Raw genomic sequence first — 25142 nt, 5'->3', positions numbered from 1 at the left:
GCCACAGGACTTACAGTCAAAGCATGCGCTATGACCTGGTGATCTTCGACAACGACGGCGTCCTCGTGGACAGCGAGCCCATCGCCAACGCCATTCTCGCCAGCTATCTCACCGAGCTGGGGCACCCCACCACGTACCAGGAATCGCTGCGGGACTACATGGGCGCCGCCATGCACCGAGTGCACGACCTCGTGGCCGAGCGAGGCGGGAAACCGCTCCCCGAAGACTTCGAGACGGCGTTCAACCGACGCGTATTCACCGCGTTCCAGGAGGAGTTGGAGCCCGTACCGGGCGCCGTGGACGTACTGGAGAAGCTCACCGCCCAAGGCGTTCCGTACTGTGTGGCGTCCTCCGGGAGTCACGAGAAGATCCGCGTCGGACACCTCAAGACCGGGCTCGACGAATGGTTCGAGGACGAGTGGATCTTCAGCTCGGAGGATGTCGGCCAGGGAAAGCCGGCCCCCGATCTGTTTCTGCACGCGGCACAGCAGATGGACGTCGAACCGCAGAAATGCGTCGTCGTCGAGGACAGTCCGCTCGGTATCCAGGCAGCGCGGGAGGCAGGCATGGACGTGCTCGCGTTCACGTCCATGATGCCGCGGGACCGCCTTGAAGGGGCCACCGCGTACTTCTCCGAGATGGGCCAACTCCCCGTACTGCTCGGCTGATCGGGCGCAGCTCGGACTGCCGCAGCGCGGACCGGAGCGGCGCGATGGCGGCGCGATGCCCGTGACGTTGGTTACGCCCGGCCCTTCGCGGCCGAGGGCGACCGATACGGTGACGGGCATGAGCGGTCGCGCACAGCTGATGTGGGACGAGGCGGTAACGCGCTATGACTTCGGCGCCGGACACCCGATGGACCCGGTGCGTCTCGCGCTGACCAGAGGGCTCGTCGCGGCGTACGGGCTCGACCGGGACCTGGAGGTCGTGGCGGCGAAGCCCGCCGGGGAGTCGACGCTGCGGCTCGTGCACCGGGAGGACTACGTGGACGCGGTGAAGGCCGCCTCCGCGGACCCCGGTGCGGCGGCGGGCTCGTACGGACTGGGCACCGTGGACGATCCGGCGTTCGCGGGGATGCACGAGGTGTCGGCGCTGATCGCCGGGCAGTCCGTGGGGGCGGCCGAGGCGGTGTGGCGCGGGGAGGCCGTGCACGCGGTGAACTTCGCAGGCGGACTGCACCACGCCATGCCCGGAGGCGCGGCCGGCTTCTGCATCTACAACGACGCGGCCCTAGCCATCGCGCGCCTGCTCGAACTGGGCGCGGAGCGGGTCGCGTACGTCGATGTGGACGTGCACCACGGGGACGGCGTGCAGGCGGCGTTCTGGGAGGACCCCAGAGTGCTGACGATCTCGCTGCACGAGCACCCGCGGACGCTGTTCCCGCAGACCGGCTGGCCCCAGGAGACGGGCGCCGCCGAGGGCAGTGCGGTGAACGTGGCGCTGCCGGCGGGGACGGGCGACGCCGGGTGGCTGCGGGCGTTCCACGCGGTGGTGCCCGAGCTGCTCGCGGAGTTCCGGCCGCAGGTCCTGGTCACCCAGCACGGGGCCGACACGCACTTCGAGGACCCGCTGGCGCATCTGGCCGTCTCGCTCGACGCGCAGCGCGCCGTCCAGCTGGCCTGTCACGAGCTGGCGCACGAGCACGCGGACGGGCGCTGGGTGGCGCTCGGCGGTGGCGGCTACGCCGTGGTGGACGTGGTGCCGCGGTCATGGACCCATCTCGTGGCGATCGCCGCCGGGCGGGAGATCGCGCCGGAGACCGAGATCCCGGAGGAGTGGCGCCAACAAGTGTTCGCGCGTACGCGGGAGCCCGCGCCCCGGCGCATGACCGACGGCCGCAAGCCCACCTGGGCGGACTGGGAGGCGGGCTACGACCCGGACGACCGGCTCGACCAGGCGATCCTCGCCACCCGGCGCTCGGTGTTCCCGCTGCGCGGGCTGCTGCCGTAAGCCGCTCCCGTAAGCCGCCCTCGTACAGCCGCTCCCGTAAGCCGCCCTCGTACAGCCGTCCCCCCATCTGTGCCGACCGACCGTACGGCTGAACTCGCCTACCAGCGACGGGAGTCGGGGCGCCCGGCAACGCGGGGGAAGTTAGCCCGACTGTGCGGAATGTCCGGGGTTCCGCGGCCCGGCTCGGGGGAATGCGTCAGCATCGCAGGCGTGTTGAGCACCGGCGCCCTGCGGGCGCATCTGCTGGCCGCCCGGCTCGCCGGGCCCGTGGCCACCTCGCGCGAGGAGAGCCTGCGCAGCTACCGGCTCTTCGCCGCCCGGGACCCCCGGGTGCTGCTCGGCCTCGACCCCCAATGGGCCTGGGACGACCGGGACCTGCTTGCGCTCATGGCCGACAAGTGCGGGGTTTCCGCCGACCCGCGGCACACCACCGGGCCCGATGTGATCGATCCGGAACGCACCTTGGCCGGTCTGGACGCCTTCGCGGACCGGTTGCGGCGAGCGGTCGAGCGGCGCGCACCCGTGCTGTTCGGGACCGGACACCCGCATCGACTGCTCGGTTTCTACGCCGGGTTGGCGGACGCGCTCTCGGCGGCCGGATGCAGGGTGCTCACCCCCGCGCAGGGCGTACGTGTCGACATAACGACCCGGTTCGGCCTACGTACGTATGCCCTGGACCATGTGCGGGGGGTCGCATTGGTGCGGGACCCCGCCGGAGTGGGCGCCGGGCGTGCGAGCGGGGCGCACTGCCACTCGCCGCTGCCGGTGCGTACCGCGCTCGCGGCGGCGGCCGAGGCGGGCGGGCCGTTGCCGGAGCTGGTCGTCGGCGATCACGGCTGGGTCTGCGGTGCAGGTCAGCTCGGTGTGGAGGCCATCGGGCTCGCCGATACGGACGATCCGGCGCTGTTCGTCGGGGAGGCGGAGGGCCTGGTGTCGGTCGCCGTACCGCTCGACGACGGGGTGCGGGCCGACTACTACCTGCCGTTGACGCGCTATGTGCTGGGTCAGGCGCGTCTGTCCCGGTAGGCGGCCTGGTGCTCCACCTCTTCCCCACTCGCACCACCCGCCTCTACTCTGGGTGTGAGCGCGCAGCGACGAGGAGTTACCGGAAGGGGAAGCCGGTGCCCGTCATGTGCGGAAGGTTCGGGTGTGTCATGGCTGCTGAGCAGAGGCCTCTGAGTGAGGTGCAGTTTCTGACCGTGGCGGAAGTCGCCTCGGCGATGCGAGTGTCGAAGATGACCGTGTACCGCCTGGTGCACAGCGGTCATCTGCCGGCGATCCGGGTGGGGAGGTCCTTCCGGGTGCCGGAGAACTCGGTGCACGAATACCTTCGCGACTCGTACGTGGGGGTGGAGACGGCCTGACCGACCACCTCGATTACGGGCTCGGCGCTCGGGCGGGTAGGCTGTGCCGACGTAGGTCGTGTGGGCCCAGATTGCCCCGCACCGAGATTCCCGCGGCAGCGGGGATGTTCCGAGAAGTGAGCGAGGGTAGTCGTGGGCTCTGTTATCAAGAAGCGGCGTAAGCGGATGGCGAAGAAGAAGCACCGCAAGCTGCTGAAGCGCACGCGCGTTCAGCGCCGCAACAAGAAGTAAGCGCCGCAACAAGAAGTAAGCGCCGCAGTTCGCAGCGCCTGGCGAAGCCCCCCACCGTTCCTCGGCGGGGGGCTTCGCCGCATTCCGGAGCGGGGCGTCCGCGCGCGGCGCGCCCGTCCTCACTTCGTGCAGCGGGAGGTCATCACAGCGCAACATCCAGGCGCTAACGTGGCGCGTACGGGGATCGGGCAGGGCAGGGCAGGAGCGAGCGCCGCGGACGTGGCAGAAGGAAGGCGCTGATCTTGGGCAAGGTCGTGCTCGTCACCGGGGTGGCCCGGCAACTCGGAGGCCGTTTCGTACGCCGGGTGCAGCGCGAGCCCGGCGTGGACCGGGTGATCGCCGTCGACGCGGTGCCGCCGGGGCACCAGCTGGGCGACGCCGACTTCGTGCAGGCCGACATCCGGCAGCCGACGATCGCGCGGGTCCTCGCCGAGCACGCCGTGGACACCGTGGTGCACATGGACGTCACCGGCACCCCGCTGGGCGGCGGCAGCCGGGGCTCGGTCAAGGAGACCAACGTCATCGGCACCATGCAGCTGCTCGGCGCCTGCCAGAAGTCGCCGTCGGTGCAGCGGCTCGTCGTCAAGTCCAGTACGAATGTGTACGGTTCGGCGCCCAAGGACCCGGCCGTGTTCACCGAGACGACCCCGCCGAAATCGCTGCCGAGCGGCGGTTTCGCGAAGGACGCGGTGGAGGTCGAGGGGTACGTACGGGGCTTCGCGCGGCGCCGTCCGGACGTGGCGGTGTGTGTGCTGCGCTTCGCCAACATCCTCGGCCCGACCGCCGATTCGCCGCTCGCGGACTACCTGTCGCTGCCGGTGCTGCCGACCGTGTTCGGCTACGACCCGCGGCTGCAGTTCGTGCACGAGGACGACGTGATGGACGTGCTGCGGATCGCCGCGCGGGAGCCGGAGCGGGGCACGCTCAACAGCGGGACGTTCAACGTCGCGGGGGACGGCGTGCTGCTGCTCTCGCAGTGCTCGCGTCGGCTGGGCCGGCCGACGGTCCCGGTGCTGCTTCCGGCGGTGACCTGGGCGGGCAGTGCGCTGCGCACGGTGGGCGTCACGGACTTCTCGCCGGAGCAGGTGCGGCTGCTCACCCACGGCAGAGTGGTGTCCACGCGGCAGATGCGCGAGACACTGGGATTCCGGCCGCACTTCACCACGGCGGAGACGTTCGCGGACTTCGCCCGCAGCCGGGGCCCCGGACTGCTGCCCCCGCAGGCCGTGGCCAAGGCGGTGGACCGGCTCGCCGCACTGCCCTTCGCGGGCGGCGGGGCCACCGGCGGGACCACCGGCGGCCACACCGGCGACGACGCCGCACAGCACCCGACGCAGAGCGCCAACTGACGCAGAGCGCCAACTGAGGAGCGCAGCAACCATGGCGGACGCCAAGGTCATTCCGTTCGACGAGGGGGCGGCCGACCGCCCACGCGGTGAGCGCCGGCCCCGGCACCGGCCCACCGGCCGCCGCAAGGCCGAGCCGTCCGCCGTACGCGAGGTGCGTGCGCTGCACGGGCAGGACGACGAGCCCGCCGCCGTCGGCGAGACGCCGGAGGGCGCGCAGGCCGCGCCGCGGGGTGGCCTGGAGCGCCGGATCGCGGGCGGCCTGTCCTTCCTGCGCCGCCGCCTCACCGGCGAGTACGAGGTGGACGAGTTCGGCTACGACCAGGAGCTGACCGACCAGGTCCTGATGTCGCTGCTGCGGCCCGCGTACGAGAAGTACTTCCGGGTCGAGGTGAAGGGCATCGAGAACATCCCGGCGGACGGCGGTGCGCTGATCGTCGCCAACCACTCCGGGACGCTGCCGCTCGACGGGCTGATGCTGCAGGTCGCCGTGCACGACCGGCATCCGCAGAACCGGCATCTGCGGCTGCTCGCCGCCGACCTGGTGTTCATGCTGCCGGTGGTGAACGAGCTGGCCCGCAAGGCCGGGCACACCCTGGCCTGCGCCGAGGACGCCCAACGGCTCCTGGAGAGCGGCGAGTTGGTGGGCGTGATGCCCGAGGGGTTCAAGGGTATCGGGAAGCCGTTCAGCGAGCGGTACAAGCTGCAGCGGTTCGGGCGTGGCGGGTTCGTGTCGACCGCGCTGCGCGCCGGCACCCCGATCGTGCCGTGCTCGATCGTCGGGGCCGAGGAGATCTACCCGATGATCGGCAACGCGAAGACGCTGGCGCGGGTGCTGGGCTTCCCGTACTTCCCGATCACGCCGACGTTCCCGTGGCTGGGCCCGCTGGGCGCCGTACCGCTGCCGACGAAGTGGACGATCCAGTTCGGCGAGCCGATCGCGACGGACGGCTATCCGCCGGAGGCGGCCGAGGATCCGATGCTGATGTTCAACCTGACGGACCAGGTGCGGGAGCAGATCCAGCACACGCTGTACAAGCTGCTTGTGCAGCGGCGGTCGGTGTTCTTCTGAGTTCTTGACGCGTACGTGTGTGGGGGCGCCCTCCGGCCGGGAGGGCGCCCCCACACACGTACGGACGGGGCTACTTCGTGGTGTCCTCGCCTTCGATGCCGAGGCCGGGCAGGAGGCCGGGAAGGACCGGCGGGAGGGTGATGTCGGGCTTGCCGGGTGTGGCCTTGCCGTCGGATGGGGTGGCGCCGTCGTCCTCGCCGAGCGGCGGGTCGAGCAGGTCGCCCGCGCCGCCGCCGATGAGGCCCTCGTCCTCGCTGCCGCCGGTGGACGGCTTCGGTTTGCCGGTGTCGCCGGGGCTGCCGGTGCCGTCGCCGGGTGACTGGGTGTCGTTGTCGTGGCCGGTGGCGCCGGAGCCGGGGCGGCCGGTGCCGTTGTCCGTGCTGCCGCCGGTCTCCGGGGAGCTGGGCAGCAGGGACTTCAGCGGGCCGACTTCCTCCTCTATGGCCTCGAAGACGGAGCTGACCTCGTCGCCGACGTCGGAGAGCTGCAGCGGGAGGCGGTCGCGCAGGGTTCTCCAGGTGTCGCGGTGCGCCTGGGAGAAGCTGTTCAGGGCCTGGATGGGGGCGATCGACCCGTCGCGTTCGTACGCGGCGTGCAGCAGGCGGTGGCCTTCGCTGGCGTCGTTGCGCATGCCGCTCAGGGTGTGGCGGACCTCGCTCAGCGACTCGTGGTCGAGGGCGCCGACGCGGCCGCGTTCCAGGAGGCGGCGGGCTTCCTGGAGGCGGGTGGAGGCCTGGTTGAGGTAGAGCTCGCCGCGGGCCGAGTCGTCGTCGGCCATGCCGAGCTTGAGGTCTTCCATGCCGCGCTTCAGGCCGTACAGATGGTCGCCCGGCAGGGCGTCGGAGCTGGCGGCGGCGACACCGCTGAACGCTCCGGCGGCCACGCCGACGGTGAGGCCGCCGGCCGCGATGCCTTTCGACAGGCGGGAGCGGGGGCGCAACTTCCGCAGCGGGCTTGCCCGGTGGGTGCCCTTGCTCGCGCGTTGTTCGGGCACCGAGGGGCTCACTCCGTCGCCTCCGGCGGCGGTGCCCTCCTGAAGCATCGCCTCCATGGCGGCCATCAGCTGCGCCCGTTGGACCACCTTGACCTCGGGGTCCAACTCGGGCTTGGGCAGCTCGCCGAGGCCGCCGGCCAAGGCCAGCATCCGGCTCCGCGCTGCCTGTTCGGCAGCGGGGGAGTCCTCTGTGCTCTCTGGCTGCTCGGCCGCCGCGGCCTGGTCGGACTGCTCCTCCAGGGCCTGGGCGAAGGCGTTCGCCCGCCGGTGTGCCGAAACATTCGCGATCACTGGCGGCACCTCCTCTCGTCGTGACGTCCGACTCCCCCGGGGGTCGGTGACCACAGGGAGCCTGCATCCCGCACAACGACGGTCGCGGCACTTGGGTTACGGACGAAAGATGATCCGACCGCTTTCCTCATCGACCCGTCACGGGAGGTGAGTTGAGGGTCACGGGGCGTTGTCGGAGAGGGGTGTGAGGGGTGTGAGGGGCGTGAGGGGTGTGAGGGGTGTGAGGGGTGGGGGACAGGAGGGGTTGGTGCGGGGACGGGTCGTACGGGTCCTACGGGTCCTACGGGTCCTACGGGTCGGTCAGCGGGCGTCGTCCGGCAGGAGTCGGGCGAGGGTGCGCACCGCGCGGTACTGGAGGGTCTTGATCGCGCCCTCGTTCTTGCCCATGACGCGGGCGGTCTCGGCGACCGAGAGGCCCTGCAGGAAGCGCAGCGTCACGCACTCCTGCTGCTGCGGGTTGAGCCGCCGTACCGCTTCGAGCAGCGCGGCGTTGGAGAGGGACTCCAGGACCGAGTCCTCGGGGCTGCGCTCGACCTCGTTGGCGTCCAGCATTTCGCCGGTGGTGACTTCGAGGCGGAAGCGGCTGGACTTGAAGTGGTCGGCGACCAGGTTGCGGGCGATCGTCACGAGCCAGGCGCCGAAGTCGCGCCCCTGCCAGGTGAAGGTGCCGATGCGGCGCAGGGCGCGCAGGAAGGTCTCGCTGGTCAGGTCCTCGGCAGTGGCTTTGCCGCCGACGCGGTAGTAGATGTAGCGGTAGACGGTGTCGCTGTATTGGTCGTAGAGGCGGCCGAAGGCGTCGGCCTCGCCGGCCTGGGCGCGCTCGACCAGGTCCATCATGCGGGCGCTGTCGCTGTCCGCGGCGGGGCGCCGGGTGGTGGTGGACGTGGCGCCGGAGCGGCCGCGTCTGCCGGCGGCGTGCCGTCCGTCGGGGCGGCGCCCTTCGGCGACGGCGGTGCGGGCCGGGCCCCTCCCGAGGCCCTCGGCCAGCGCGTAGCAGGGGGTGGCTGGTGCAGGGACGGCAAGGGCGGGGACGGCGTACGCGGTGGGGACGAAGCCGCGCAAGCGGTCGGCGACCGTTGCGCGCAGCGTAGCCAGGCCCGAGGTGTCAACCCCGACGTGTGGGTACACGGGACTCCCAGAGGCAGAGCTTTCCATCACGTTCAGTGCGGGACCATTCACCCGTCGTAGCGACGTGCGGGGTCCGTCATGCGTCTGAGGAGAATAACGCTTCGTGCAGGGAGCGCTACACCCAGTTGCTCAAATCATCGATTCCGTCGCTTCTGTTACGGATCTTCGACGCTTCAAGTACCGCAGAGTGAGCAGTTGTTGATCGGATTAGACCGTGATCTGTCTGAGTGCGGGGCGTGTTGTGGTCGAGTTCCCCGGACAGGACTGACGGGCCCGGCGCATGGGTAACACGTACGGATCGGCTCGTACGGATCGGCTCGTACGGATCGGCTCGTACGGGAGTTGGGCCGCGGGCCGGTGCCCGGCGGCCTCAGCGGCGGCGGCGGTGCAGGGCGATCGCGGCGGCCGTGCCCCCGGCGATCGCGCCCACGCCGGCGGCGGCCGGGATGCCGACCTTGGCGGCCTTGCGGCCGGTGCGATAGTCGCGCAGTCGCCAGTCCCGTTCGCGTGCGTGCTTGCGCAGTTTGCTGTCGGGGTTGATCGCGTACGGGTGCCCGACGAGCGACAGCATCGGGATGTCGTTGTGCGAGTCGCTGTACGCCGCGCAGCGGTTCAGGTCCAGGTTCTCCGCGGTGGCGAGGGCGCGCACCGCCTCGGCCTTGGCGGGACCGTGCAGCGGTTCGCCGACCAACTTGCCGGTGTAGACGCCGTCGACGGACTCGGCGACGGTGCCGAGGGCGCCGGTCAGGCCGAGGCGGCGGGCGATGATCGTGGCCGTCTCGACGGGGGCGGCGGTGACGAGCCACACCTTCTGGCCCGCGTCCAGGTGCGCCTGGGCCAGGGCGCGGGTGCCCGGCCAGATGCGCTCCGCCATGTACTCGTCGTAGATCTCCTCGCCGATGGACATCAACTCGGCGACGCGGTGGCCCTTGACGATGGACAGGGCGCTGTCGCGGGCGTCCTGCATGTGCTCCGGGTCCTCGACGCCCGCGACCCTGAACCAGGCCTGCTGCCAGGCGAATCGGGTCAGTTCGCGGCGCTGGAAGAACTTCCGCTTGTAGAGGCCCTTGCCGAAGTGGAAGAGGGCGGCGCCCTGCATGACGGTGTTGTCGAGGTCGAAGAAGGCGGCCGCCTGCTCGTCGCCCGCGACCGGGAACTCCGGCTCCTCGGGCGCGGCCGACTCGGCGGTCTCCTCTGCGAGTTCCAGCTCCTGCGAGGACTTCCGCGCGGCCTCCGCCGAGGCCTCGCCGGCCAGGACGCTGCGCGCGGTGGCGGAGCGCCTACGGGGTGAGAGCCATCCGAGAGAGGCCATGTCCGTGAGCATAGCCATTCTGTTCGGCGCCGATGGAGTCCAGGGCGTTCGGAGCCTGTGAACTCTCCGCTACCGCACCGTTAAGCACTGTCACCGCCGCCTCGCCGCCGCCTGCGCGGGCGCCTCGCCGTCCGGTCCGGTCGCGGGCGCGCGAGAATGGCCGTATGAGTCCCATTTTTCGTCGTACGGAGAAGAAGCGGCCCGAGGACCGGGTGGTGACCCTGATCGGCAAGCCGGGCTGTCATCTGTGCGATACGGCACAGGAAGTGATCGAAAAGGTCTGCGGGGAGACGGGTGCCGCTTGGGAGAAGAAGGACATCACGCAGGACGAGGAGTTGCACCGAAAGTACTGGGAGCAGATTCCGGTGGTGCTTGTGGACGGGGCGCAGCACGACTTCTGGCGCGTCAGTGAAGATCGTCTGCGCCGGGCGCTCACCGCTTAGCCGCTGACCGCTCAGCCGCTCACCACTTAGCCGCTCACCGCTCAGCCGCTGACCGGTCAGTCTGAAATTCGATTACGATCGGGGGCGATTTGGACGCGGGGGCTGGAAAATCGTGAGGAGAGTGTGCGGTTTTGCCCCCTACGGGTAACCAACGTCGCGGCGCCCGCGCCGGTTCCAGTTCAGCGCACAACCGGCGCGTGACCCCGGTCACTTTGGCTGGACAAACCGGACACAATCTTTGTGCACGCGTTCACAAAGGCATAACCTGCATTCGACGGGGCGGTCTGGGGACTTCTGGCCGCCTACAGCCCCGCTCTACCCGCAGGAGCACCGTGGCAACTGGCCGAACTCACCGACCGGCGACCCGCAGCCGAGGCATTCCCGAGGCCACCGTCGCCAGGCTTCCGCTGTACCTTCGCGCGCTGACCGCACTGTCGGAGCGCTCGGTTCCCACGGTCTCCTCCGAGGAGCTCGCAGCCGCGGCGGGGGTCAACTCCGCGAAGCTGCGCAAGGACTTCTCGTACCTCGGCTCGTACGGCACCCGTGGTGTCGGGTACGACGTCGAGTATCTCGTGTACCAGATCAGCCGTGAACTGGGGCTCACCCAGGACTGGCCGGTTGTGATCGTCGGTATCGGTAACCTCGGTGCGGCACTGGCCAATTACGGTGGGTTCGCGTCCCGTGGTTTCCGGGTCGCCGCGCTGATCGACGCCGACCCGAACATGGCCGGAACGCCCGTCGCGGGCATGCCCGTCCAGCACACCGACGACCTTGAGAAGATCATCGAGGACAACGGCGTCTCGATCGGCGTGATCTCGACCCCCGCGGGCGCCGCCCAGCAGGTCTGCGACCGCCTGGTCGCCGCGGGCATCACCTCCATCCTGAACTTCGCGCCGACCGTCCTGTCCGTGCCGGACGGCGTCGACGTGCGCAAGGTCGACCTCTCCATCGAGCTGCAGATCCTCGCCTTCCACGAGCAGCGCAAGGCGGGCGAGGAAGCCGGTGCCGAGGTCGTCGTCGCGGACGCCGTCGCCGAGACCGCGGGCGTCGACGTACCGGTCGACGAGGGCGCCGCAGAGGCCACAGCCGCCGAGGCCACAGCCGCGGAGGCCGCGCCCGCCGCGCGCACCGAGAGCACCGACCGCAAGGGACCCGACGGGGACGTCCCCGCCGTGATGCCGGCATGAGTCTCCTCGTCGTCGGCCTCAGCCACCGCAGCGCGCCGGTCAGCGTCCTTGAGCGCGCCGCGTTGCCCGCGGACGCCCAGGCCAAGCTCCTGCACGACACCGTCGCCGCCGAGCCCGCGGCCGAGGCCGCGGTGCTCGCCACCTGCAACCGCATCGAGCTCTACGCCGACGTGGACAAGTTCCACGCGGGCGTCGCCGAGCTGTCCACGCTCCTCGCCCAGCACAGCGGCGTCGGCCTGGAGGAGCTCACTCCGTATCTGTACGTGCACTACGAGGACCGGGCCGTCCACCACCTGCTCTCGGTGGCCTGCGGGCTCGACTCCATGGTCGTCGGCGAGGGCCAGATCCTCGGCCAGATCAAGGACGCGCTGGCCACGTCCCAGGAGCTGCACACCGCCGGGCGGCTGTTGAACGACCTGTTCCAGCAGGCCCTGCGGGTCGGCAAGCGCGCGCACTCCGAGACCGGCATCGACCGCGCCGGGCAGTCCCTGGTCACCTTCGGCCTGGAACAGCTCGCCGACGGGGCGCCGGTGGACGAGTGGGCCGCGGGCAAGCGGGCGCTCGTGATCGGTGCCGGGTCGATGTCGTCGCTCGCCGCGGCGACGCTGGCGCGGGTCGGGGTGGCGGAGATCGTCGTCGCCAACCGCACGCGGGCTCGGGCCGAGCGGCTGGTGGAGATTCTTTCCGAGTCCGGTACGGGATGCTCCGCGCGGGTTGCCGAGATGGGTGCCGTCGAGGATGAGCTGACACGAGTCGACGTGGTCGTTTCGTGTACCGGGGCTACGGGGCTCGTGCTGTCCGGTGAGGCCGTTGCCGCGGCTGTGGCTTCCGGGGCCGGGCCCGAGCGGGTCGAGGCTCCCAGCCTGCGGGCTCCTGACGGGTCGCTCGTGGCCCGGCTCGCGGCTGCCGCCGCGCGTGACGGTCGCATTCCGGATGCGGGTTCCACCGTCGATGTCCCCGGCGTGGACTCCCTTGAGTTGCACGGCACTTGGGCCGGTAACGGGGCGTTGCTCGACAGCCCGGCAACTGGGCTGGACTCGTCCTCGGCTTGCCCGGCACCGGGGGCCGTGCCCACCCTCCCCCAAGCTCCCGACTCCTCCCCCGGCCTTCGGCCGGGAGGCGGCGGCGAAGGCGTGCGGGTCGTCATTCCCGCTCAGCACGCCCCCGCCAAGCTCGCGCTGCTCGACCTCGCCATGCCCCGGGACATCGACGCCGCCGCGCACCGGATCGACGGGGTGCGGCTTGTCGACATCGAGTCGCTGGCCGAGGCCTCCGCCGACGCGCCGATGGCCGCCGACGTGGACCAGGTGCGCACCATCGTCTCCGACGAGGTCGCCGCCTTCGGGGCAGCGCAGCGGGCCGCCCACATCACGCCGACCGTGGTCGCCCTGCGCACCATGGCCGCCGACGTGGTGCAGAGCGAACTGGCCCGGCTCCACGGCCGGCTGCCCGACCTGGACGAGCGGCAGCAGGCCGAGATGACGCAGACCGTGCGCCGCGTCGTCGACAAGCTCCTGCACGCCCCGACCGTGCGGGTCAAGCAGCTCGCGGCCGAACCCGGCGGCGCCGAGTACGCGGACGCGCTGCGCACCCTCTTCGACCTCGACCCGCAGACCGTGGCCTCCGTATCCCGGGCGGACTCGAACAGCAACGACGACACCGACGCAAGAAACCGGGGGCGAGCATGACTCAGACCCAGAGGACGCAGAAAGCGCTTCGGCTCGGCACGCGCCGCAGCAAGCTCGCCATGGCCCAGTCCGGCCAGGTCGCCGATGCCGTACGGGAGTTGACCGGCCGGGACGTCGACCTCGTCGAGATCACGACGTACGGCGACACCTCGCGTGAGCACCTGGCACAGATCGGCGGCACCGGCGTCTTCGTGGCCGCGCTGCGCGAGGCGCTGCTCCGCGGCGAGGTCGACTTCGCCGTGCACTCCCTCAAGGACCTGCCCACGGCCCAGCCCGCCGAACTGGCCCTGGCCGCCGTGCCGCTGCGCGAGGACCCCCGGGACGTGCTGATCGCGCGCGACGGCCTGACCTTCGCGGAGCTGCCCGACGGCGCCCGCGTCGGCACCGGCTCGCCGCGCCGCATGGCCCAGCTGAACGCGTACGCCCGTAACCACGGCATGCGCGTCGAGACCGTGCCGATCCGCGGCAACATCGACACCCGGATCGGATTCGTACGCAGCGGGGAGCTGGACGCCGTGGTGCTTGCCGCGGCCGGGCTCAACCGCGTCGGGCGGAGCGGTGAGGTGACCGAGTACCTCTCGGTCGACACCGTCCTGCCCGCCCCCGGCCAGGGCGCCCTGGCCATCGAGTGCACCGCTGAGAACGCGGAGCTCGCCGCCGCCCTCGCCGAGCTCGACGACCCGCTGACGCGGGCCGCCGTGACCGCCGAGCGTTCCCTGCTCGCCGCCCTGGAGGCCGGCTGCTCCGCACCAGTAGGAGCACTGGCCGACCTGCTGGCCGACGGGCAGATTGTCAAGGAAATGCGCCTGCGCGGAGTCGTCGGTTCGACCGACGGCGCCACGCTGGTGCAGCTGTCCACCACCGGTCCCGTACCCACCACCCAAGAGCGGGCTGAAGCCCTCGGCCGTGAACTCGCGGCCGAGATGCTGGCCAAGGGTGCGGCCGGTCTGATGGGGGAGCGAGCACATTGAGCCCCACCACCTCTGTACCTCAGTCGTCCTTCGGACCCGGACACGTCACCTTCCTCGGTGCCGGTCCGGGCGACCCCGGACTGCTCACACTGCGCGCCGTCGAGGCGCTGGCCGGCGCCGATGTGCTGGTCGCCGAGCCCGAAGTGCTGGACGTCGTCCGCGTGCATGCGCGGGCCGGCGCGGAGCTCTCGGGCACGTCGCAGCAGGCCGAGGCTGACGTGTCGTCAATCCCCGCGGATGCCGCCAATCTTGTCATGGCGGCCGCACGCGGCGGCAAGCGGGTCGTCCGTGCCGTGAGCGGCGACCCGGGCCTGGACGCGGGCGTCGGCGAGGAGATGCTCGCCTGCGCCGCCGAGGGCATCCCCTTCGAGGTGGTGCCCGGCATCGCCGCCGCCGTGGGCGTGCCCGCGTACGCCGGTGTGCCGCTGCGGGACGAGCACGGCGCGGACGTCCGGTTCGTGGACGCGCGTACCGCCTCCGAGCGCTGCTGGACCGAGGTCGGCGCCTCGGACGGCACGGTCGTCGTCTCCACCACCCTGGAGACCGTGGCCGCCGCCGCCGGTGAACTGGTCGCCGCGGGCCGCAAGCCGGACACCCCGATGGCGGTGACCGTGGCCGGTACGACGACCCGGCAGCGCACCTGGAACGCCACGCTCGGCACGGTCGCGCAGGTCCTCAAGCAGGCCAAGGTGCTGCCGTCGCCCCAGGGCCACCAGCCCGTCATAGCCGTGGTCGGTGAGCGTTCCGCGGCCGCGCAGCGCGACCGTCTCTCGTGGTTCGAGTCCAAGCCGCTGTTCGGCTGGAAGGTGCTCGTGCCGCGGACGAAGGAGCAGGCGGCCTCGCTCTCCGACCAGCTGGTCAGTTACGGCGCCGTGCCGCACGAGGTGCCGACCATCGCCGTCGAGCCGCCGCGTACGCCCCAGCAGATGGAGCGCGCGGTGAAGGGGCTCGTCACCGGGCGGTACGAGTGGATCGCGTTCACGTCGGTCAACGCCGTGAAGGCCGTCCGCGAGAAGTTCGAGGAGTACGGGCTCGACGCCCGTGCCTTCGCCGGGATCAAGGTCGCCGCGGTCGGCGAGCAGACCGCCAAGGCGCTCATCGCCTTCGGCGTGAAGCCCGACCTGGTGCCGTCCGGCGAGCAGTCGGCCGCCGGTCTGCTTGAGGACTGGCCGCCGTACGACCCGGTCTTCGACCCGATCGACCGTGTCTTCCTGCCGCGCGCCGACATCGCCACCGAGACCCTGGTGGCCGGGCTGATCGAGCTGGGCTGGGAGGTCGACGACGTGACGGCCTACCGGACCGTGCGCGCCTCGCCGCCGCCGGCGGAGACCCGGGAGGCGATCAAGGGCGGCGGGTTCGACGCGGTCCTCTTCACCTCCTCCTCGACCGTGCGGAACCTGGTCGGCATCGCCGGCAAGCCGCACAACGTGACGGTGATCGCCTGTATCGGCCCGGCCACGGCCAAGACGGCCGAGGAGCACGGGCTGCGGGTCGACGTCATGGCCCCGGAGCCGTCCGTCCACAAGCTCGCGGAGGCGCTGGCCGAGTTCGGCGCGGCGCGGCGTGCGGCGGCGGTTGAGGCGGGTGAGGCGGTTACGCGGCCCAGTGAGCGTCGGCCCGGGGCTCGGCGTCGTAGGGCGGCGAGTTCCTGAGGTCGCGGCAGGGGCGCGTGGGGATCTTCCGGCCGCGGGTAGTTCGTGGCCGGTCGCGTGTCGGCGGCGAAGCCGTACGTGTCAGAGCCCCGCGCCCCTGAAAGCCCCCTTCGGGGCCGACTGCGCGTCGGTAAAGGCATGGCTCCGCCCGGCGTAGCGTAGGTGCCATGACGAAGTACGGAGCCTTTCCGGGTTCGCGGCCGCGGCGGCTGCGGACCACGCCCGCGATGCGCCGCATGGTCGCCGAGACCCGGGTGCATCCGGCCGATCTGATCCTGCCCGCGTTCGTACGCGAGGGGATCGATGCGCCCGTCCCCATCGAGGCCATGCCGGGCGTCGTGCAGCACACCCGCGAGACCCTGCGGAAGGCCGCCGTCGAGGCCGTCGAGGCCGGGGTCTCCGGGATCATGCTGTTCGGCGTGCCCGAGGACGCCAAGAAGGACGCCGCCGGTACCGCCGGCACCGACCCGGACGGCATCCTGCAGGTCGCCCTGCGGGACGTGCGGTCCGAGGTCGGCGACGACCTGGTGATCATGTCCGACCTGTGCCTGGACGAGTTCACCGACCACGGCCACTGCGGTGTCCTGGACGCCGACGGCCGCGTCGACAACGACGCGACGCTTGAGCGGTACGCGGAGATGGCCCAGGTCCAGGCCGACGCGGGCGCGCATGTGCTGGGCCCGAGCGGCATGATGGACGGTCAGGTCGGCGTGGTCCGGGACGCCCTCGACCAGACCGGTCACGAGGACGTGTCGATCCTCGCGTACACCGCCAAGTACTCCTCGGCGTTCTACGGCCCGTTCCGCGAGGCCGTCGGCTCGTCCCTGCAGGGCGACCGCAAGACGTACCAGCAGGACCCGGCCAACCTCCGGGAGTCCCTGCGGGAGTTGGCGCTCGACCTGGAGGAGGGCGCCGACATGGTGATGGTCAAGCCGGCCGGGCCCTACCTCGACGTCCTCGCCAGGGTCGCGGACGCGGTCGACGTGCCGGTGTCCGCGTACCAGATCTCCGGTGAGTACGCGATGGTCGAGGCCGCCGCCGAGAAGGGGTGGATCGACCGGGACAAGGCGATCCTGGAGACGCTGACCGGCATCAAGCGCGCGGGGGCCGACACGATCCTCACGTACTGGGCGGTGGAGGCGGCGCGGGCACTGGCGCTGCGCTGAGGCCCCGGAGGCCCCGGAGGCCCCGGAGGCCCCTGAGGTCACTGAGGCCCCTGAGGTCACTGAGGCCCCTGAGGGGCGCCCCTATCGGAGCGCCCCTCTCGCCGCGTTCAGGTCCCGCATGAAGTCCCGTCCGTAGCCCTGCGCGTCGTCGCTCTCCCAGTACGGGCCGCCGTTGTAGCGGGCCGCCAGCTCCTGGTACTGGGCGTCCGTCATGCTCTGGGCGGGCACGTCCGCGAACTCGCTCTCCGCCTTCAGCCGGGACAGGTACTCGGAGGCGATGAACACGTTCTGCGTCGGGTCCTTGACCGCCGACTCGACCTCGTCGCGCTGCGCGCCGGTGAGTGCCGCCGGGTCGTAGCCGAGCACCTCGGCCGCGCGCCGGATCTGGATCTGCAGCGGGCCCATCGACGTACGGTCCGGGTCGCCGCCGATGCCCCACTGCCGTGCGGTGTCCGTGACATCGTCGATCACGGCCGGGTCGCCGTCGACCTCGCGCCAGGCGATGCCCGCGATCACGTCCGGGGGCAGGCCGTTCTCCTGCGCGGCCGCGCGGATGGCGGCGCTGTTGGCGTCGATCCACTCGGCGCGCATCCCGTCCGACGAGCCGGGCAGCCAGTAGCTCGTGCCCTTGCCCTCGGGCAGCCCTTCGCTCAGCTCACGGATGCGGCGCAGGGCGGGCGAGACGGTGACGTCCGGGCCGACGCGCGGGAAGAAGTCGCTCTTCGCGCCGCCGCCCGGGAGGCGGGTGCGGGGGTCGGAGCTCGCCTGCGCGGCCTCCGTGCGCAGGTCGCCGACGCGGTCGAGGAGGGCGGCGGCGTCCTTGAAGCCGCTGCGGAAGTCGGGGATCAGGGCGCGGGCCGCGTCCAGGTCCCGCATCGCGTCGCCGCGCACCGAATCCTCGGCGGCGCGGGCCCGCCCGAACGCCTCGGCGGCCTGCTCGTACCAGCGGTTCGCCTCCTCGCGGATGTCGTCCACGTCGCCGGGCGAGAGCCGGTCCTGGACCCAGTCGACGACGCCGGACGAGTCGCGCAGGTCCTCCCAGCGCCTCATCGCCTCGCCGTCGCCGTCCCCGACGAGCTTGCCGAGCCGCTCCGCGCACTCCGTGCCCGTACTCAGGTGCTGGTGCGCCTCCTCGACGGCGTCGGCGTACCGGAGCAGCGCCTTCCAGGCGGCCTCGAAGCCGTCCTTGAGCCCTGCGGTCAGGGTGCGTACGTCGGCGAGGCGGGCGTCGTAGTGCTGGCGCGAGGCGCTGACCCAGTGGGTGTTGCCCGCCTTCGCGACGGACGGGCCGACCGAGTCGAGCAGGTCGCGCATCCGCTTGTACTCGGCCGCGTTCCGCTCGATCAGGGCGGGGTTGCAGTCCTCCAGGTACGCGACGTCCGCGTAGTACGTCACGCTCACTTGCCCAACTCCGCGGTGTCGAGGAAGGACTTGAAGCCGTCGCGGGTGGCGCGGTCCACGTGGGTGTAGGCGCCGCCGGTCGTCCGCAGTGCCGTGGACAGGGCGGTGAGCAGGGTGACGAGGTCCCGGTGCTGGTCGGCGGCGTGCCGGGCGAACTCCTCGGTCTTCGCGCCGAGTTCGGCGTGCGCGGTGGGGGTGCGGGCGAGGGTGCCGAGGTCCGCGTCGAGCCTGCCCTCGTGCAGCAACCCGGCTATCTCGGTGAGGAGATGGGCGCTGCCGTCCATCGAGTGCGGGTCGGCGGCGAAGCCGCTTCCGTCGGTCATGGGGCTCCTCGCATGGGGGGCGTGCACCGGATGCACCTGGGTGCGCAGCATCGTAGGCGCCCTTGACGGCGGGCGGGCGTCCGCATGCCGAAACGACGGGTGTAGGTGGCAGCTATCTGCTTAGGGTGCGGAACCTGCAGCAAAAAGCAGCCCGAAGGAGTCGCCGTGACCGTCACCGAAACCGCCGCCACCGCGCCCGTGCCCCCGCTCGCCGCGCGCGCGATCGCCGTGGGCGGTTCTCCGGTACGGGACATCCTGGCGGTCACCGCACGCCGCGAGGTGATCAACTTCGCGGGTGGGCTTCCGGCGCCCGGCCTGTTCGACCGCGAGGGCATCGCCGCCGCCTACCGCGCGGTGCTCGACGCCGAGCCCGAGCGCGCGCTCCAGTACTCCACGACCGAGGGCGAGCCCACGCTGCGTACCGCGCTCGCCGCCCGTACGGCCGCGCGCGGACTGGCGACCGGCGCGGACGACCTGATCGTCACCACCGGCTCGCAACAAGCCCTGTCCCTCCTCGCGACCGCGCTGGTGGAACCCGGCGACACGGTTCTCGTCGAGGACCCCTGTTATCTGGCGGCACTGCAGGTCTTCTCCTTCGCGGGCGCCCGCATCGTGCCCGTGCCCTGCGACGACGCCGGCCTCGACCCGTCCGCCCTGGACGCGCTCGTCGCCCGCGAGCGGCCCAAGCTGCTCTACACGGTGCCCACGTTCCAGAACCCCACCGGCCGCACCCTGCCCGCCGAGCGCCGCGCCGCCGTCGCCGAGGTGGCGGCCCGCCGCGGGTTGTGGCTGATCGAGGACGACCCGTACGGCGAACTCCGCTTCGAGGGCGAGCGGGTGCCGTGGGTCGCCTCGTACCCGGGGGCCGAGGACCGGACCGTGCTGCTCGGCAGCCTCTCCAAGGTGATGGCACCCGGCATGCGCCTCGGCTGGCTGCGCGCCCCCGCGGCCCTGCGCCGCGCCTGTGCCGTCGCCAAGCAGGCCGCCGACCTGCACACCCCGACCGTCAACCAGCTCGCCGCCGCGCGCTACTTGGCGGACTCCGACCTGGACGCACACGTCGCGCGGGTCGCCGCCGTCTACGGCGAACGCCGCGACGCGATGCTCGCGGGCCTCGCCGAAGCCCTGCCGTCCGGTTCCACGTGGAACCGCCCCGACGGCGGCATGTTCCTCTGGGCCCGCCTCCCGGACGGCTACGACGCGACGGCACTGCTGCCGTCCGTGGTACGGCACGACGTGGCGTACGTCCCGGGCGCCCCGTTCCACGCGGCGTCCCCGGACCCGTCGACCCTGCGGCTGTGCTTCGTGACGCAGACGCCGGAGGAGATCGGGGAGGGGCTGCGGAGGCTGGGGGCGGGGTTGGCGGGGCGGTGGGACGAGTAGGACAACCTGCCCGGAGTGCCGTCGTTACACTCGGTGGTACTCGGAAGGAGGTGTCATGACTGTCATGAGCCCGGACCGCGCGATGACGCCGCTGCGCAAGGCCGCCGAGGCCGCAGAGGAAGCCAGTGGCCTGCGGGCCGAGATCATCCGGGGAGTTCTCATGATGTCGCCGACGCCGCGCGGGAAGCACGCGGGGATCATCAACGCGGTGTACGACCAATTGCGCCCGGTGTTGCCCTCGCACCTGCGCCCCTACCAAGTCGCCTCCCTCCCCATCCCCGGCGACCCCGACGACTACGCCACCCCGGACCTCCTCATCTGCGACGCGGGCTTCGGGGAGTCCGACGAGTGGCTGGCCGACCCCGGTGACGTCGAGCTCGTCGTCGAGGTCGTGTCCAAGGGCAACAGCACCAAGGACACCCGCGACATGGTCGCCTGGTACGCAGACGCGGGCGTGCCCTCGTATCTGCTGATCGACCCGCGGGACGGCAGCTGGACGCTCTACACGGAGCCCCGTGAGGGCGAGTATCAGGGGCGGCTGCGGCGGCTGTACGGGGAGGATGTTCCGCTGGGCGGGCTTGAGTTGAAGATCGCGACCGGTGAGTTCACCCGGTACGAGTGACCGAACAGACCGAAGGCCCGCCGGAAGTGGATTCCGGTGGGCCTTCGGGCTGTGTGCGGGAATGCTCAGAGACGCGCCGGGGTCCTGATGCCCAGGAGTGCCATGCCCTGGTGGAGGGTGCGGGCGGTGAGGTCGCAGAGGAACAGGCGGTTCTCCACCTGCGCGGGCGACTCCGCCTTCAGGACCGGGCACTGGTCGTAGAACGCCGTGTACAGCGACGCCAGCTGGTACAGGTACGCCGCCAGCTTGTGCGGCGCGTACTCCGCCGTCGCCTCCGCGAGCAGCTCGCCGAACGCGTCCAGGTGCAGGCCCAGCGCCCGCTCCGCCGGGGCGAGTTCGAGCTCCGGGTGGGCGACGGGGCCCGCGCCCTCCGCCTTGCGCAGGATCGACTGGATACGGGCGTACGCGTACTGCAGGTACACGCTCGTGTTCCCGTTCAGCGACACCATCTGGTCCAGGTCGAACTTGTAGTCCCGGCTCGGCGACGTGGACAGGTCCGCGTACTTCACCGCGCCGATGCCGACCTGCGCGGCCCGCTCCTGGATCTCGTCCTCGGTGAGGTCCCGGGCCTTCTCGCGCACCACCTCGGCGGCCCGCTGCACCGCCTCGTCCAGCAGGTCCTGCAGGCGTACGGTCTCGCCCTCACGGGTCTTGAACGGCTTGCCGTCGGCGCCGAGCACCGTGCCGTAGCCCATGTTGTGCGCGGTGACCTCGTCGCTGAGCCAGCCTGCCCGGCGGGCCGTCTCGAAGACCATCTTGAAGTGCAGCGACTGGCGTACGTCCACGACGTACAGCAGCGACGTCGCGTGCAGGTCCTGGACGCGGTTGCGGATCGCCGTCAGGTCGGAGGCCGCGTACCCGAAGCCGCCGTCGGCCTTCTGGACGATGAGCGGGACCGGCTGGTCGTCCTTGCCCTTGATGTCGTCGAAGAACACCACGAGCGCGCCCTCGGAGCGCACGGCGACCCCGGACTCCTCAAGGAGGCGGGCCGTCTCGGGCATGCCGTCGTTGTACGCGGACTCGCCGACGATCTCGTCGTCCCGGATCTCCATGTCCAGCTTCTCGAAGACCGAGTAGAAGTAGACCTTCGACTCGTCCACGAACCGCTGCCACAGGTCGAGCGTCTCCCGGTCGCCGGACTGCAGCGCCACGACCCGCTTGCGGGCCCGCTCCTTGAACTCCTCGTCCGCGTCGAACACGGCACGCGAGGCCTTGTAGACCCGGTTCAGGTTCGACATGGCCTGATCGCCGTCGACCTCGTCGGCCGGGGCCAGCGCGTCCGGGTGCTCGATCAGGTACTGGATCAGCATGCCGAACTGGGTGCCCCAGTCGCCGATGTGGTGGCGGCCGATCGTCTGCTCGCCGGTGAAGTCGAGCATGCCGCGCAGCGCGTCCCCGATGACCGCCGAGCGCAGGTGGCCGACGTGCATCTCCTTCGCGACGTTCGGCTGCGCGTAGTCGATCACCGTGACGCCCGGCTTCTCCTTCAGCGGTACGCCGAGCCGGTCGCCGTCGGCGGCGCGGGCGGCGAGCGTCTCGGTGATGGCGCGGTCGGTGACCGTGATGTTCAGGAAGCCGGGTCCCGACACCTCGACGTCCCCCAGCAGGCCGCCCGCGTCCAGGGCGTCCGTGACCTGGCCGGCCAGCTCGCGCGGGTTGCCCTTGACCTTCTTGGCCAGGGCGAGGATGCCGTTGGCCTGGAAGTCGGCCCGGTCGCTTCGTCGCAGCAGGGGGTCGCCGACGCTCTCCGGCAGGGCGGCCGCGAGGGCGTCGGTGAGGCGCTGGTGGACGTTCGAAGCGATCGAGGTGACCGGTGCCATGGGTAGGGGCTGCCGTTCTGGTCGGGGTCGGATTTCAGATTCCGGCCAGTATCCCACGGGGTCGCAAAGGGGTTTCAGGGGTTCGCGGGCCGGTGCGTGCGCGGCTGCGGGGCCGCCCCCTTGATAAGGCGTTTTCGCCGAGCCCCGGTTAACTGGGACAATGGGTCCGCGGAAGTGACCCGCCCCACCCCGATCACGGAGAGAAGGACGAACCCACCGTGGCCCAGAGCACCGGAGCAGAGCCCCAGGAGAACACCGACTGGGTCTCCCGATTCGCGGACGACGTCATCGCCGAGTCGGAGCGTCGCGCCCCGGGCAAACCGGTGGTCGTCGCGTCCGGTCTCTCCCCGTCCGGCCCGATCCACCTGGGCAACCTGCGCGAGGTCATGACCCCGCACCTGGTTGCCGACGAGATCCGCCGCCGCGGGTACGAGGTGCGCCACGTCCTGTCCTGGGACGACTACGACCGGTACCGCAAGGTCCCGGCCGGCGTCGCGGGCACCGACGAGTCCTGGGCCGAGCACATCGGCAAGCCGCTGACCTCCGTCCCCGCCCCGGCAGGCTCCGCGTACGCGAACTGGGCCGAGCACTTCAAGGCCGCCATGACGGACGCCCTGGACCAGCTGGGCGTCGAGTACGACGGCATCAGCCAGACCGAGCAGTACACCTCGGGCGTCTACCGCGAGCAGGTCCTGTTCGCCATGAAGCACCGCGGCGACATCGACGCCGTGCTCGCCCAGTACCGCACGAAGCCCAAGACGCAGAAGAAGTCCCAGAAGCCCGTCGACGCCGCCGAGTTGGAGGCCGCCGAGGGCTCCGGCGCGGCCGCCGAGGACGACGGCTCGGGCTCCGGCGCGGAGTACTTCCCGTACAAGCCGTACTGCGCCGCCTGCGAGAGGGACCTGACGACCGTCACCTCGTACGACGACGAAACGACCCAGCTGTCGTACGTCTGCCAGTGCGGCCACACCGACACGGTCCGGCTCTCCGAGTACGACCGCGGCAAGCTGGTGTGGAAGGTCGACTGGCCGATGCGCTGGGCCTACGAGGGCGTGATCTTCGAGCCGTCCGGTGTGGACCACTCGTCTCCGGGGTCGAGCTTCCAGGTCGGCGGGCAGATCGTCGGGATCTTCGGCGGCAAGCAGCCGATCGGCCCGATGTACGCGTTCGTCGGCATCTCCGGCATGGCCAAGATGTCGTCCTCGAAGGGCGGCGTGCCCACCCCCGCCGACGCGCTGCAGATCATGGAGCCGCAGCTGCTCCGCTGGCTGTACGCGCGCCGCAAGCCCAACCAGTCGTTCAAGATCGCCTTCGACCAGGAGATCCAGCGGCTCTACGACGAGTGGGACAAGCTGGAGGCCAAGGTCGCCGACTCCACGGTGCTGCCCGCGGACCAGTCCGCCTGGTCCCGCGCGGTGCGCACCGCCGGGCGCGAGCTGCCGCGCACCCCGCGCCCGCTGCCGTACCGCACGCTCGCCTCGGTCGCCGACATCACCGCGGGCCACGAGGACCAGGCGCTGCGCATCCTCTCCGACCTGGACCCGGCCAACCCGCTGGCCTCCCTCGACGAGGCCCGCCCTCGCCTGGACCGCGCGGAGTCCTGGATCAACACCCAGGTCCCGGCCGACCAGCGCACCGTCGTCCGCGACGAGCCGGACACCGAGCTGCTCGGCACCCTCGACGACCAGGCGCGTGACTCGCTCCGCCTGCTCCTGGAGGGCCTGGACGAGCACTGGTCCCTCGACGGCCTGACGCACCTCGTGTACGGCGTGCCGAAGGTCCAGGCCGGCTTCTCGGCGGACGCGACCGCGAAGGAGCTGCCGCCGGAGATCAAGGTCGCGCAGCGCACGTTCTTCGCGCTGCTCTACCGGCTGCTCGTCTCCCGCGACACCGGCCCGCGCCTGCCCACGCTGCTGCTCGCGGTCGGCGCCGACCGGGTGCGCAAGCTGCTCGGCGCCTGAGGTTTCTTCGGAGGTTTCTTCGGAGGTTTCTTCGGAGGTTCTTCAGAGGTTCTTCATCCGGTCCGTTACGCGATGGGTTCCGCGTCCGCGTCCAGCTCTTCCTGGTAGCGGCCGCGGAACTCGCGTACGTACGGCCGCAGCGTCGACTCGCTGAGCGGCCCGCCGGACTGGCCGGTCACGCCGTAGAGGTCCAGCAGGTACACGGCGAGCTGGCGGGCGTTGGGCATGTCCTTGTGCTCACTGACGTACTTGCGGAACGCCCCGAAGTACGCCTCTTCGCGGCTGATGTCCTCGGGGAGGTCGTGGGTGGGGGTAGGGGCGGGGGAGGACGCGGAGGTGGGGGCGGGGGCGGCGGACGTCGGCTGCTTGGGTCCGGGTTCCGGTTGTTCGGCCTCCGGTTGTTCGGCCTCCGGTTGGGGTTCCGGCCGTTCGGTTTCCCGTCGTTCGGTTTCCCGTCGTTCGGCTTCCGGCCGTTCGGTTTCCGGTTGTTCCGGTACGGCCTCGGTGCGCGGGCCCGGGATGGACAGCGGGCGGGTGCGGCCGGGGCCGGCGGGGACGGGGAACTCCGGGTCGTAGCCGCCCTCGTACGGGACCTGCTCGGGGGGCGCGGCCTGGAACCAGGGGCTGGGCTCGGGGGTTTCCGGGACGCCCGCTCCGCGCTCGCCCGCCTGCGCCTGCGCCTCCGGTTTCGCCTCCGGTTTCGACCCCGGCTCCGGCTCCGGCAGGGCTTCTGATACGACCTCCGGTACGGGTTCCGCTTCGATGGGCTTCCGCTGTACGGGGGCGAGTTGGCGCTGGTCCGGGGCGGCCGGGACAGCCTGGACGGCCGGCGCGGGC

22 protein-coding genes and 1 pseudogene are annotated in these 25142 nt (G+C 71.4%); 16 read left to right on the top strand and 7 right to left on the bottom strand.

The window, feature by feature from the left end:
- The first annotated feature begins 23 nt into the window (after positions 1 to 23).
- The 7 genes from QIS99_RS30720 to QIS99_RS30690 all read left to right on the top strand — a co-directional run bounded on the left by QIS99_RS30720 (position 24) and on the right by QIS99_RS30690 (position 5963).
- Positions 24 to 668, top strand: a complete 645-nt coding sequence (locus QIS99_RS30720; RefSeq protein WP_282517022.1) for an HAD family hydrolase — start codon at positions 24 to 26, stop codon at positions 666 to 668.
- Between the two features lie 118 nt (positions 669 to 786).
- A complete protein-coding gene (locus tag QIS99_RS30715; RefSeq protein WP_282517021.1) occupies positions 787 to 1950 on the top strand; it encodes an acetoin utilization protein AcuC in 1164 nt (387 codons plus the stop codon).
- A gap of 210 nt (positions 1951 to 2160) precedes the next feature.
- Complete coding sequence (locus tag QIS99_RS30710; RefSeq protein ID WP_282517020.1) at positions 2161 to 2976, top strand: phosphatase; 816 nt, start codon at positions 2161 to 2163, stop codon at positions 2974 to 2976.
- A gap of 128 nt (positions 2977 to 3104) precedes the next feature.
- The gene (locus QIS99_RS30705) at positions 3105 to 3314 is read left to right on the top strand and encodes a helix-turn-helix domain-containing protein (protein WP_282517019.1); all 210 of its coding nucleotides are present in this window, start codon (positions 3105 to 3107) and stop codon (positions 3312 to 3314) included.
- A 132-nt stretch (positions 3315 to 3446) separates the two neighbouring features.
- Positions 3447 to 3545 (top strand): 30S ribosomal protein bS22, encoded by a 99-nt coding sequence (locus QIS99_RS30700; RefSeq protein ID WP_003948845.1) that lies wholly within the window; start codon positions 3447 to 3449, stop codon positions 3543 to 3545.
- Between the two features lie 242 nt (positions 3546 to 3787).
- On the top strand, positions 3788 to 4894 hold the full coding sequence (locus tag QIS99_RS30695) for an NAD-dependent epimerase/dehydratase family protein (RefSeq protein ID WP_282517018.1): 1107 nt from the start codon (positions 3788 to 3790) through the stop codon (positions 4892 to 4894).
- Between the two features lie 31 nt (positions 4895 to 4925).
- The gene (locus QIS99_RS30690) at positions 4926 to 5963 is read left to right on the top strand and encodes a lysophospholipid acyltransferase family protein (protein ID WP_282517017.1); all 1038 of its coding nucleotides are present in this window, start codon (positions 4926 to 4928) and stop codon (positions 5961 to 5963) included.
- Between the two features lie 70 nt (positions 5964 to 6033).
- Here the strand turns inward: QIS99_RS30690 and QIS99_RS30685 are convergent, their stop codons facing one another.
- The 3 genes from QIS99_RS30685 to QIS99_RS30675 all read right to left on the bottom strand — a co-directional run bounded on the left by QIS99_RS30685 (position 6034) and on the right by QIS99_RS30675 (position 9688).
- Entirely contained in the window at positions 6034 to 7248 is a 1215-nt protein-coding gene (locus tag QIS99_RS30685) for a DUF5667 domain-containing protein (RefSeq protein ID WP_282517016.1), read from the bottom strand.
- A gap of 300 nt (positions 7249 to 7548) precedes the next feature.
- The gene (locus tag QIS99_RS30680) at positions 7549 to 8376 is read right to left on the bottom strand and encodes an ECF subfamily RNA polymerase sigma factor, BldN family (RefSeq protein ID WP_282517015.1); all 828 of its coding nucleotides are present in this window, start codon (positions 8374 to 8376) and stop codon (positions 7549 to 7551) included.
- A 370-nt stretch (positions 8377 to 8746) separates the two neighbouring features.
- Positions 8747 to 9688: an HAD family hydrolase gene (locus QIS99_RS30675; protein WP_282517014.1), complete on the bottom strand. Its 942-nt coding sequence runs from the start codon at positions 9686 to 9688 to the stop codon at positions 8747 to 8749.
- A 164-nt stretch (positions 9689 to 9852) separates the two neighbouring features.
- Here QIS99_RS30675 and QIS99_RS30670 point away from each other — a divergent pair, with 164 nt between their 5' ends.
- From QIS99_RS30670 to hemB, 6 genes are all read left to right on the top strand, one after another.
- Positions 9853 to 10131 carry a glutaredoxin family protein gene (locus QIS99_RS30670; RefSeq protein ID WP_282517013.1) on the top strand — a complete coding sequence of 93 codons (279 nt, stop codon included), beginning with the start codon at positions 9853 to 9855 and terminating at the stop codon, positions 10129 to 10131.
- 332 nt (positions 10132 to 10463) lie between these two features.
- A complete protein-coding gene (locus QIS99_RS30665; RefSeq protein ID WP_282517012.1) occupies positions 10464 to 11318 on the top strand; it encodes a redox-sensing transcriptional repressor Rex in 855 nt (284 codons plus the stop codon).
- Complete coding sequence (locus QIS99_RS30660; RefSeq protein WP_282517011.1) at positions 11315 to 13006, top strand: glutamyl-tRNA reductase; 1692 nt, start codon at positions 11315 to 11317, stop codon at positions 13004 to 13006. The genes QIS99_RS30665 and QIS99_RS30660 overlap by 4 nt, the downstream gene beginning before the upstream one ends.
- Complete coding sequence (hemC, locus tag QIS99_RS30655; protein WP_282517010.1) at positions 13003 to 13977, top strand: hydroxymethylbilane synthase; 975 nt, start codon at positions 13003 to 13005, stop codon at positions 13975 to 13977. The genes QIS99_RS30660 and hemC overlap by 4 nt, the downstream gene beginning before the upstream one ends.
- Positions 13974 to 15629, top strand: coding sequence for a bifunctional uroporphyrinogen-III C-methyltransferase/uroporphyrinogen-III synthase (locus tag QIS99_RS30650; RefSeq protein WP_282517009.1), 1656 nt, complete (start codon positions 13974 to 13976; stop codon positions 15627 to 15629). Before hemC ends, QIS99_RS30650 begins: the two co-directional genes overlap by 4 nt.
- 167 nt (positions 15630 to 15796) lie before the next feature.
- Complete coding sequence (gene hemB / locus QIS99_RS30645; protein WP_282517008.1) at positions 15797 to 16795, top strand: porphobilinogen synthase; 999 nt, start codon at positions 15797 to 15799, stop codon at positions 16793 to 16795.
- 81 nt (positions 16796 to 16876) lie between these two features.
- Here hemB and QIS99_RS30640 read toward each other — a convergent pair whose 3' ends face one another.
- Both QIS99_RS30640 and QIS99_RS30635 read right to left on the bottom strand, forming a co-directional pair.
- Positions 16877 to 18196, bottom strand: a complete 1320-nt coding sequence (locus tag QIS99_RS30640) for a hypothetical protein (RefSeq protein WP_349017337.1) — start codon at positions 18194 to 18196, stop codon at positions 16877 to 16879.
- Positions 18193 to 18519: a hypothetical protein gene (locus tag QIS99_RS30635; protein WP_282517007.1), complete on the bottom strand. Its 327-nt coding sequence runs from the start codon at positions 18517 to 18519 to the stop codon at positions 18193 to 18195. The genes QIS99_RS30640 and QIS99_RS30635 overlap by 4 nt, the downstream gene beginning before the upstream one ends.
- A 165-nt stretch (positions 18520 to 18684) precedes the next feature.
- Between QIS99_RS30635 and QIS99_RS30630 the strand changes: the two genes are divergently transcribed.
- The gene (locus tag QIS99_RS30630) at positions 18685 to 19902 is read left to right on the top strand and encodes an aminotransferase-like domain-containing protein (protein ID WP_282517006.1); all 1218 of its coding nucleotides are present in this window, start codon (positions 18685 to 18687) and stop codon (positions 19900 to 19902) included.
- 55 nt (positions 19903 to 19957) lie between these two features.
- Complete coding sequence (locus QIS99_RS30625) at positions 19958 to 20524, top strand: Uma2 family endonuclease (protein ID WP_282517005.1); 567 nt, start codon at positions 19958 to 19960, stop codon at positions 20522 to 20524.
- Between the two features lie 65 nt (positions 20525 to 20589).
- Here QIS99_RS30625 and argS read toward each other — a convergent pair whose 3' ends face one another.
- Complete coding sequence (gene argS, locus QIS99_RS30620; protein ID WP_282517004.1) at positions 20590 to 22344, bottom strand: arginine--tRNA ligase; 1755 nt, start codon at positions 22342 to 22344, stop codon at positions 20590 to 20592.
- Between the two features lie 218 nt (positions 22345 to 22562).
- On the opposite strand from argS, the gene lysS reads away from it, so the two are divergent.
- On the top strand, positions 22563 to 24305 hold the full coding sequence (gene lysS / locus QIS99_RS30615) for a lysine--tRNA ligase (RefSeq protein ID WP_282517003.1): 1743 nt from the start codon (positions 22563 to 22565) through the stop codon (positions 24303 to 24305).
- 65 nt (positions 24306 to 24370) lie between these two features.
- Here the strand turns inward: lysS and QIS99_RS30610 are convergent.
- Positions 24371 to 25142: pseudogene (locus tag QIS99_RS30610) on the bottom strand (hypothetical protein); the annotation flags it as partial.

This window comes from Streptomyces solicavernae, assembly GCF_029968095.1.
Lineage (GTDB): Bacteria > Actinomycetota > Actinomycetes > Streptomycetales > Streptomycetaceae > Streptomyces > Streptomyces solicavernae.
This window is presented reverse-complemented; position numbering and strand designations above follow the sequence as displayed.

Coding starts and splice junctions, on each gene's coding strand:
- QIS99_RS30720 (WP_282517022.1), top strand. CDS start 24: ATGCGCTATGACCTGGTGATCTTCGACAACGACGGCGTCCTCGTGGAC.
- QIS99_RS30715 (WP_282517021.1), top strand. CDS start 787: ATGAGCGGTCGCGCACAGCTGATGTGGGACGAGGCGGTAACGCGCTAT.
- QIS99_RS30705 (WP_282517019.1), top strand. CDS start 3,105: ATGGCTGCTGAGCAGAGGCCTCTGAGTGAGGTGCAGTTTCTGACCGTG.
- QIS99_RS30690 (WP_282517017.1), top strand. CDS start 4,926: ATGGCGGACGCCAAGGTCATTCCGTTCGACGAGGGGGCGGCCGACCGC.
- QIS99_RS30675 (WP_282517014.1), bottom strand. CDS start 9,688: ATGGCCTCTCTCGGATGGCTCTCACCCCGTAGGCGCTCCGCCACCGCG.
- QIS99_RS30670 (WP_282517013.1), top strand. CDS start 9,853: ATGAGTCCCATTTTTCGTCGTACGGAGAAGAAGCGGCCCGAGGACCGG.
- QIS99_RS30660 (WP_282517011.1), top strand. CDS start 11,315: ATGAGTCTCCTCGTCGTCGGCCTCAGCCACCGCAGCGCGCCGGTCAGC.
- hemC (WP_282517010.1), top strand. CDS start 13,003: ATGACTCAGACCCAGAGGACGCAGAAAGCGCTTCGGCTCGGCACGCGC.
- hemB (WP_282517008.1), top strand. CDS start 15,797: ATGACGAAGTACGGAGCCTTTCCGGGTTCGCGGCCGCGGCGGCTGCGG.
- QIS99_RS30635 (WP_282517007.1), bottom strand. CDS start 18,519: ATGACCGACGGAAGCGGCTTCGCCGCCGACCCGCACTCGATGGACGGC.
- QIS99_RS30625 (WP_282517005.1), top strand. CDS start 19,958: ATGACTGTCATGAGCCCGGACCGCGCGATGACGCCGCTGCGCAAGGCC.
- argS (WP_282517004.1), bottom strand. CDS start 22,344: ATGGCACCGGTCACCTCGATCGCTTCGAACGTCCACCAGCGCCTCACC.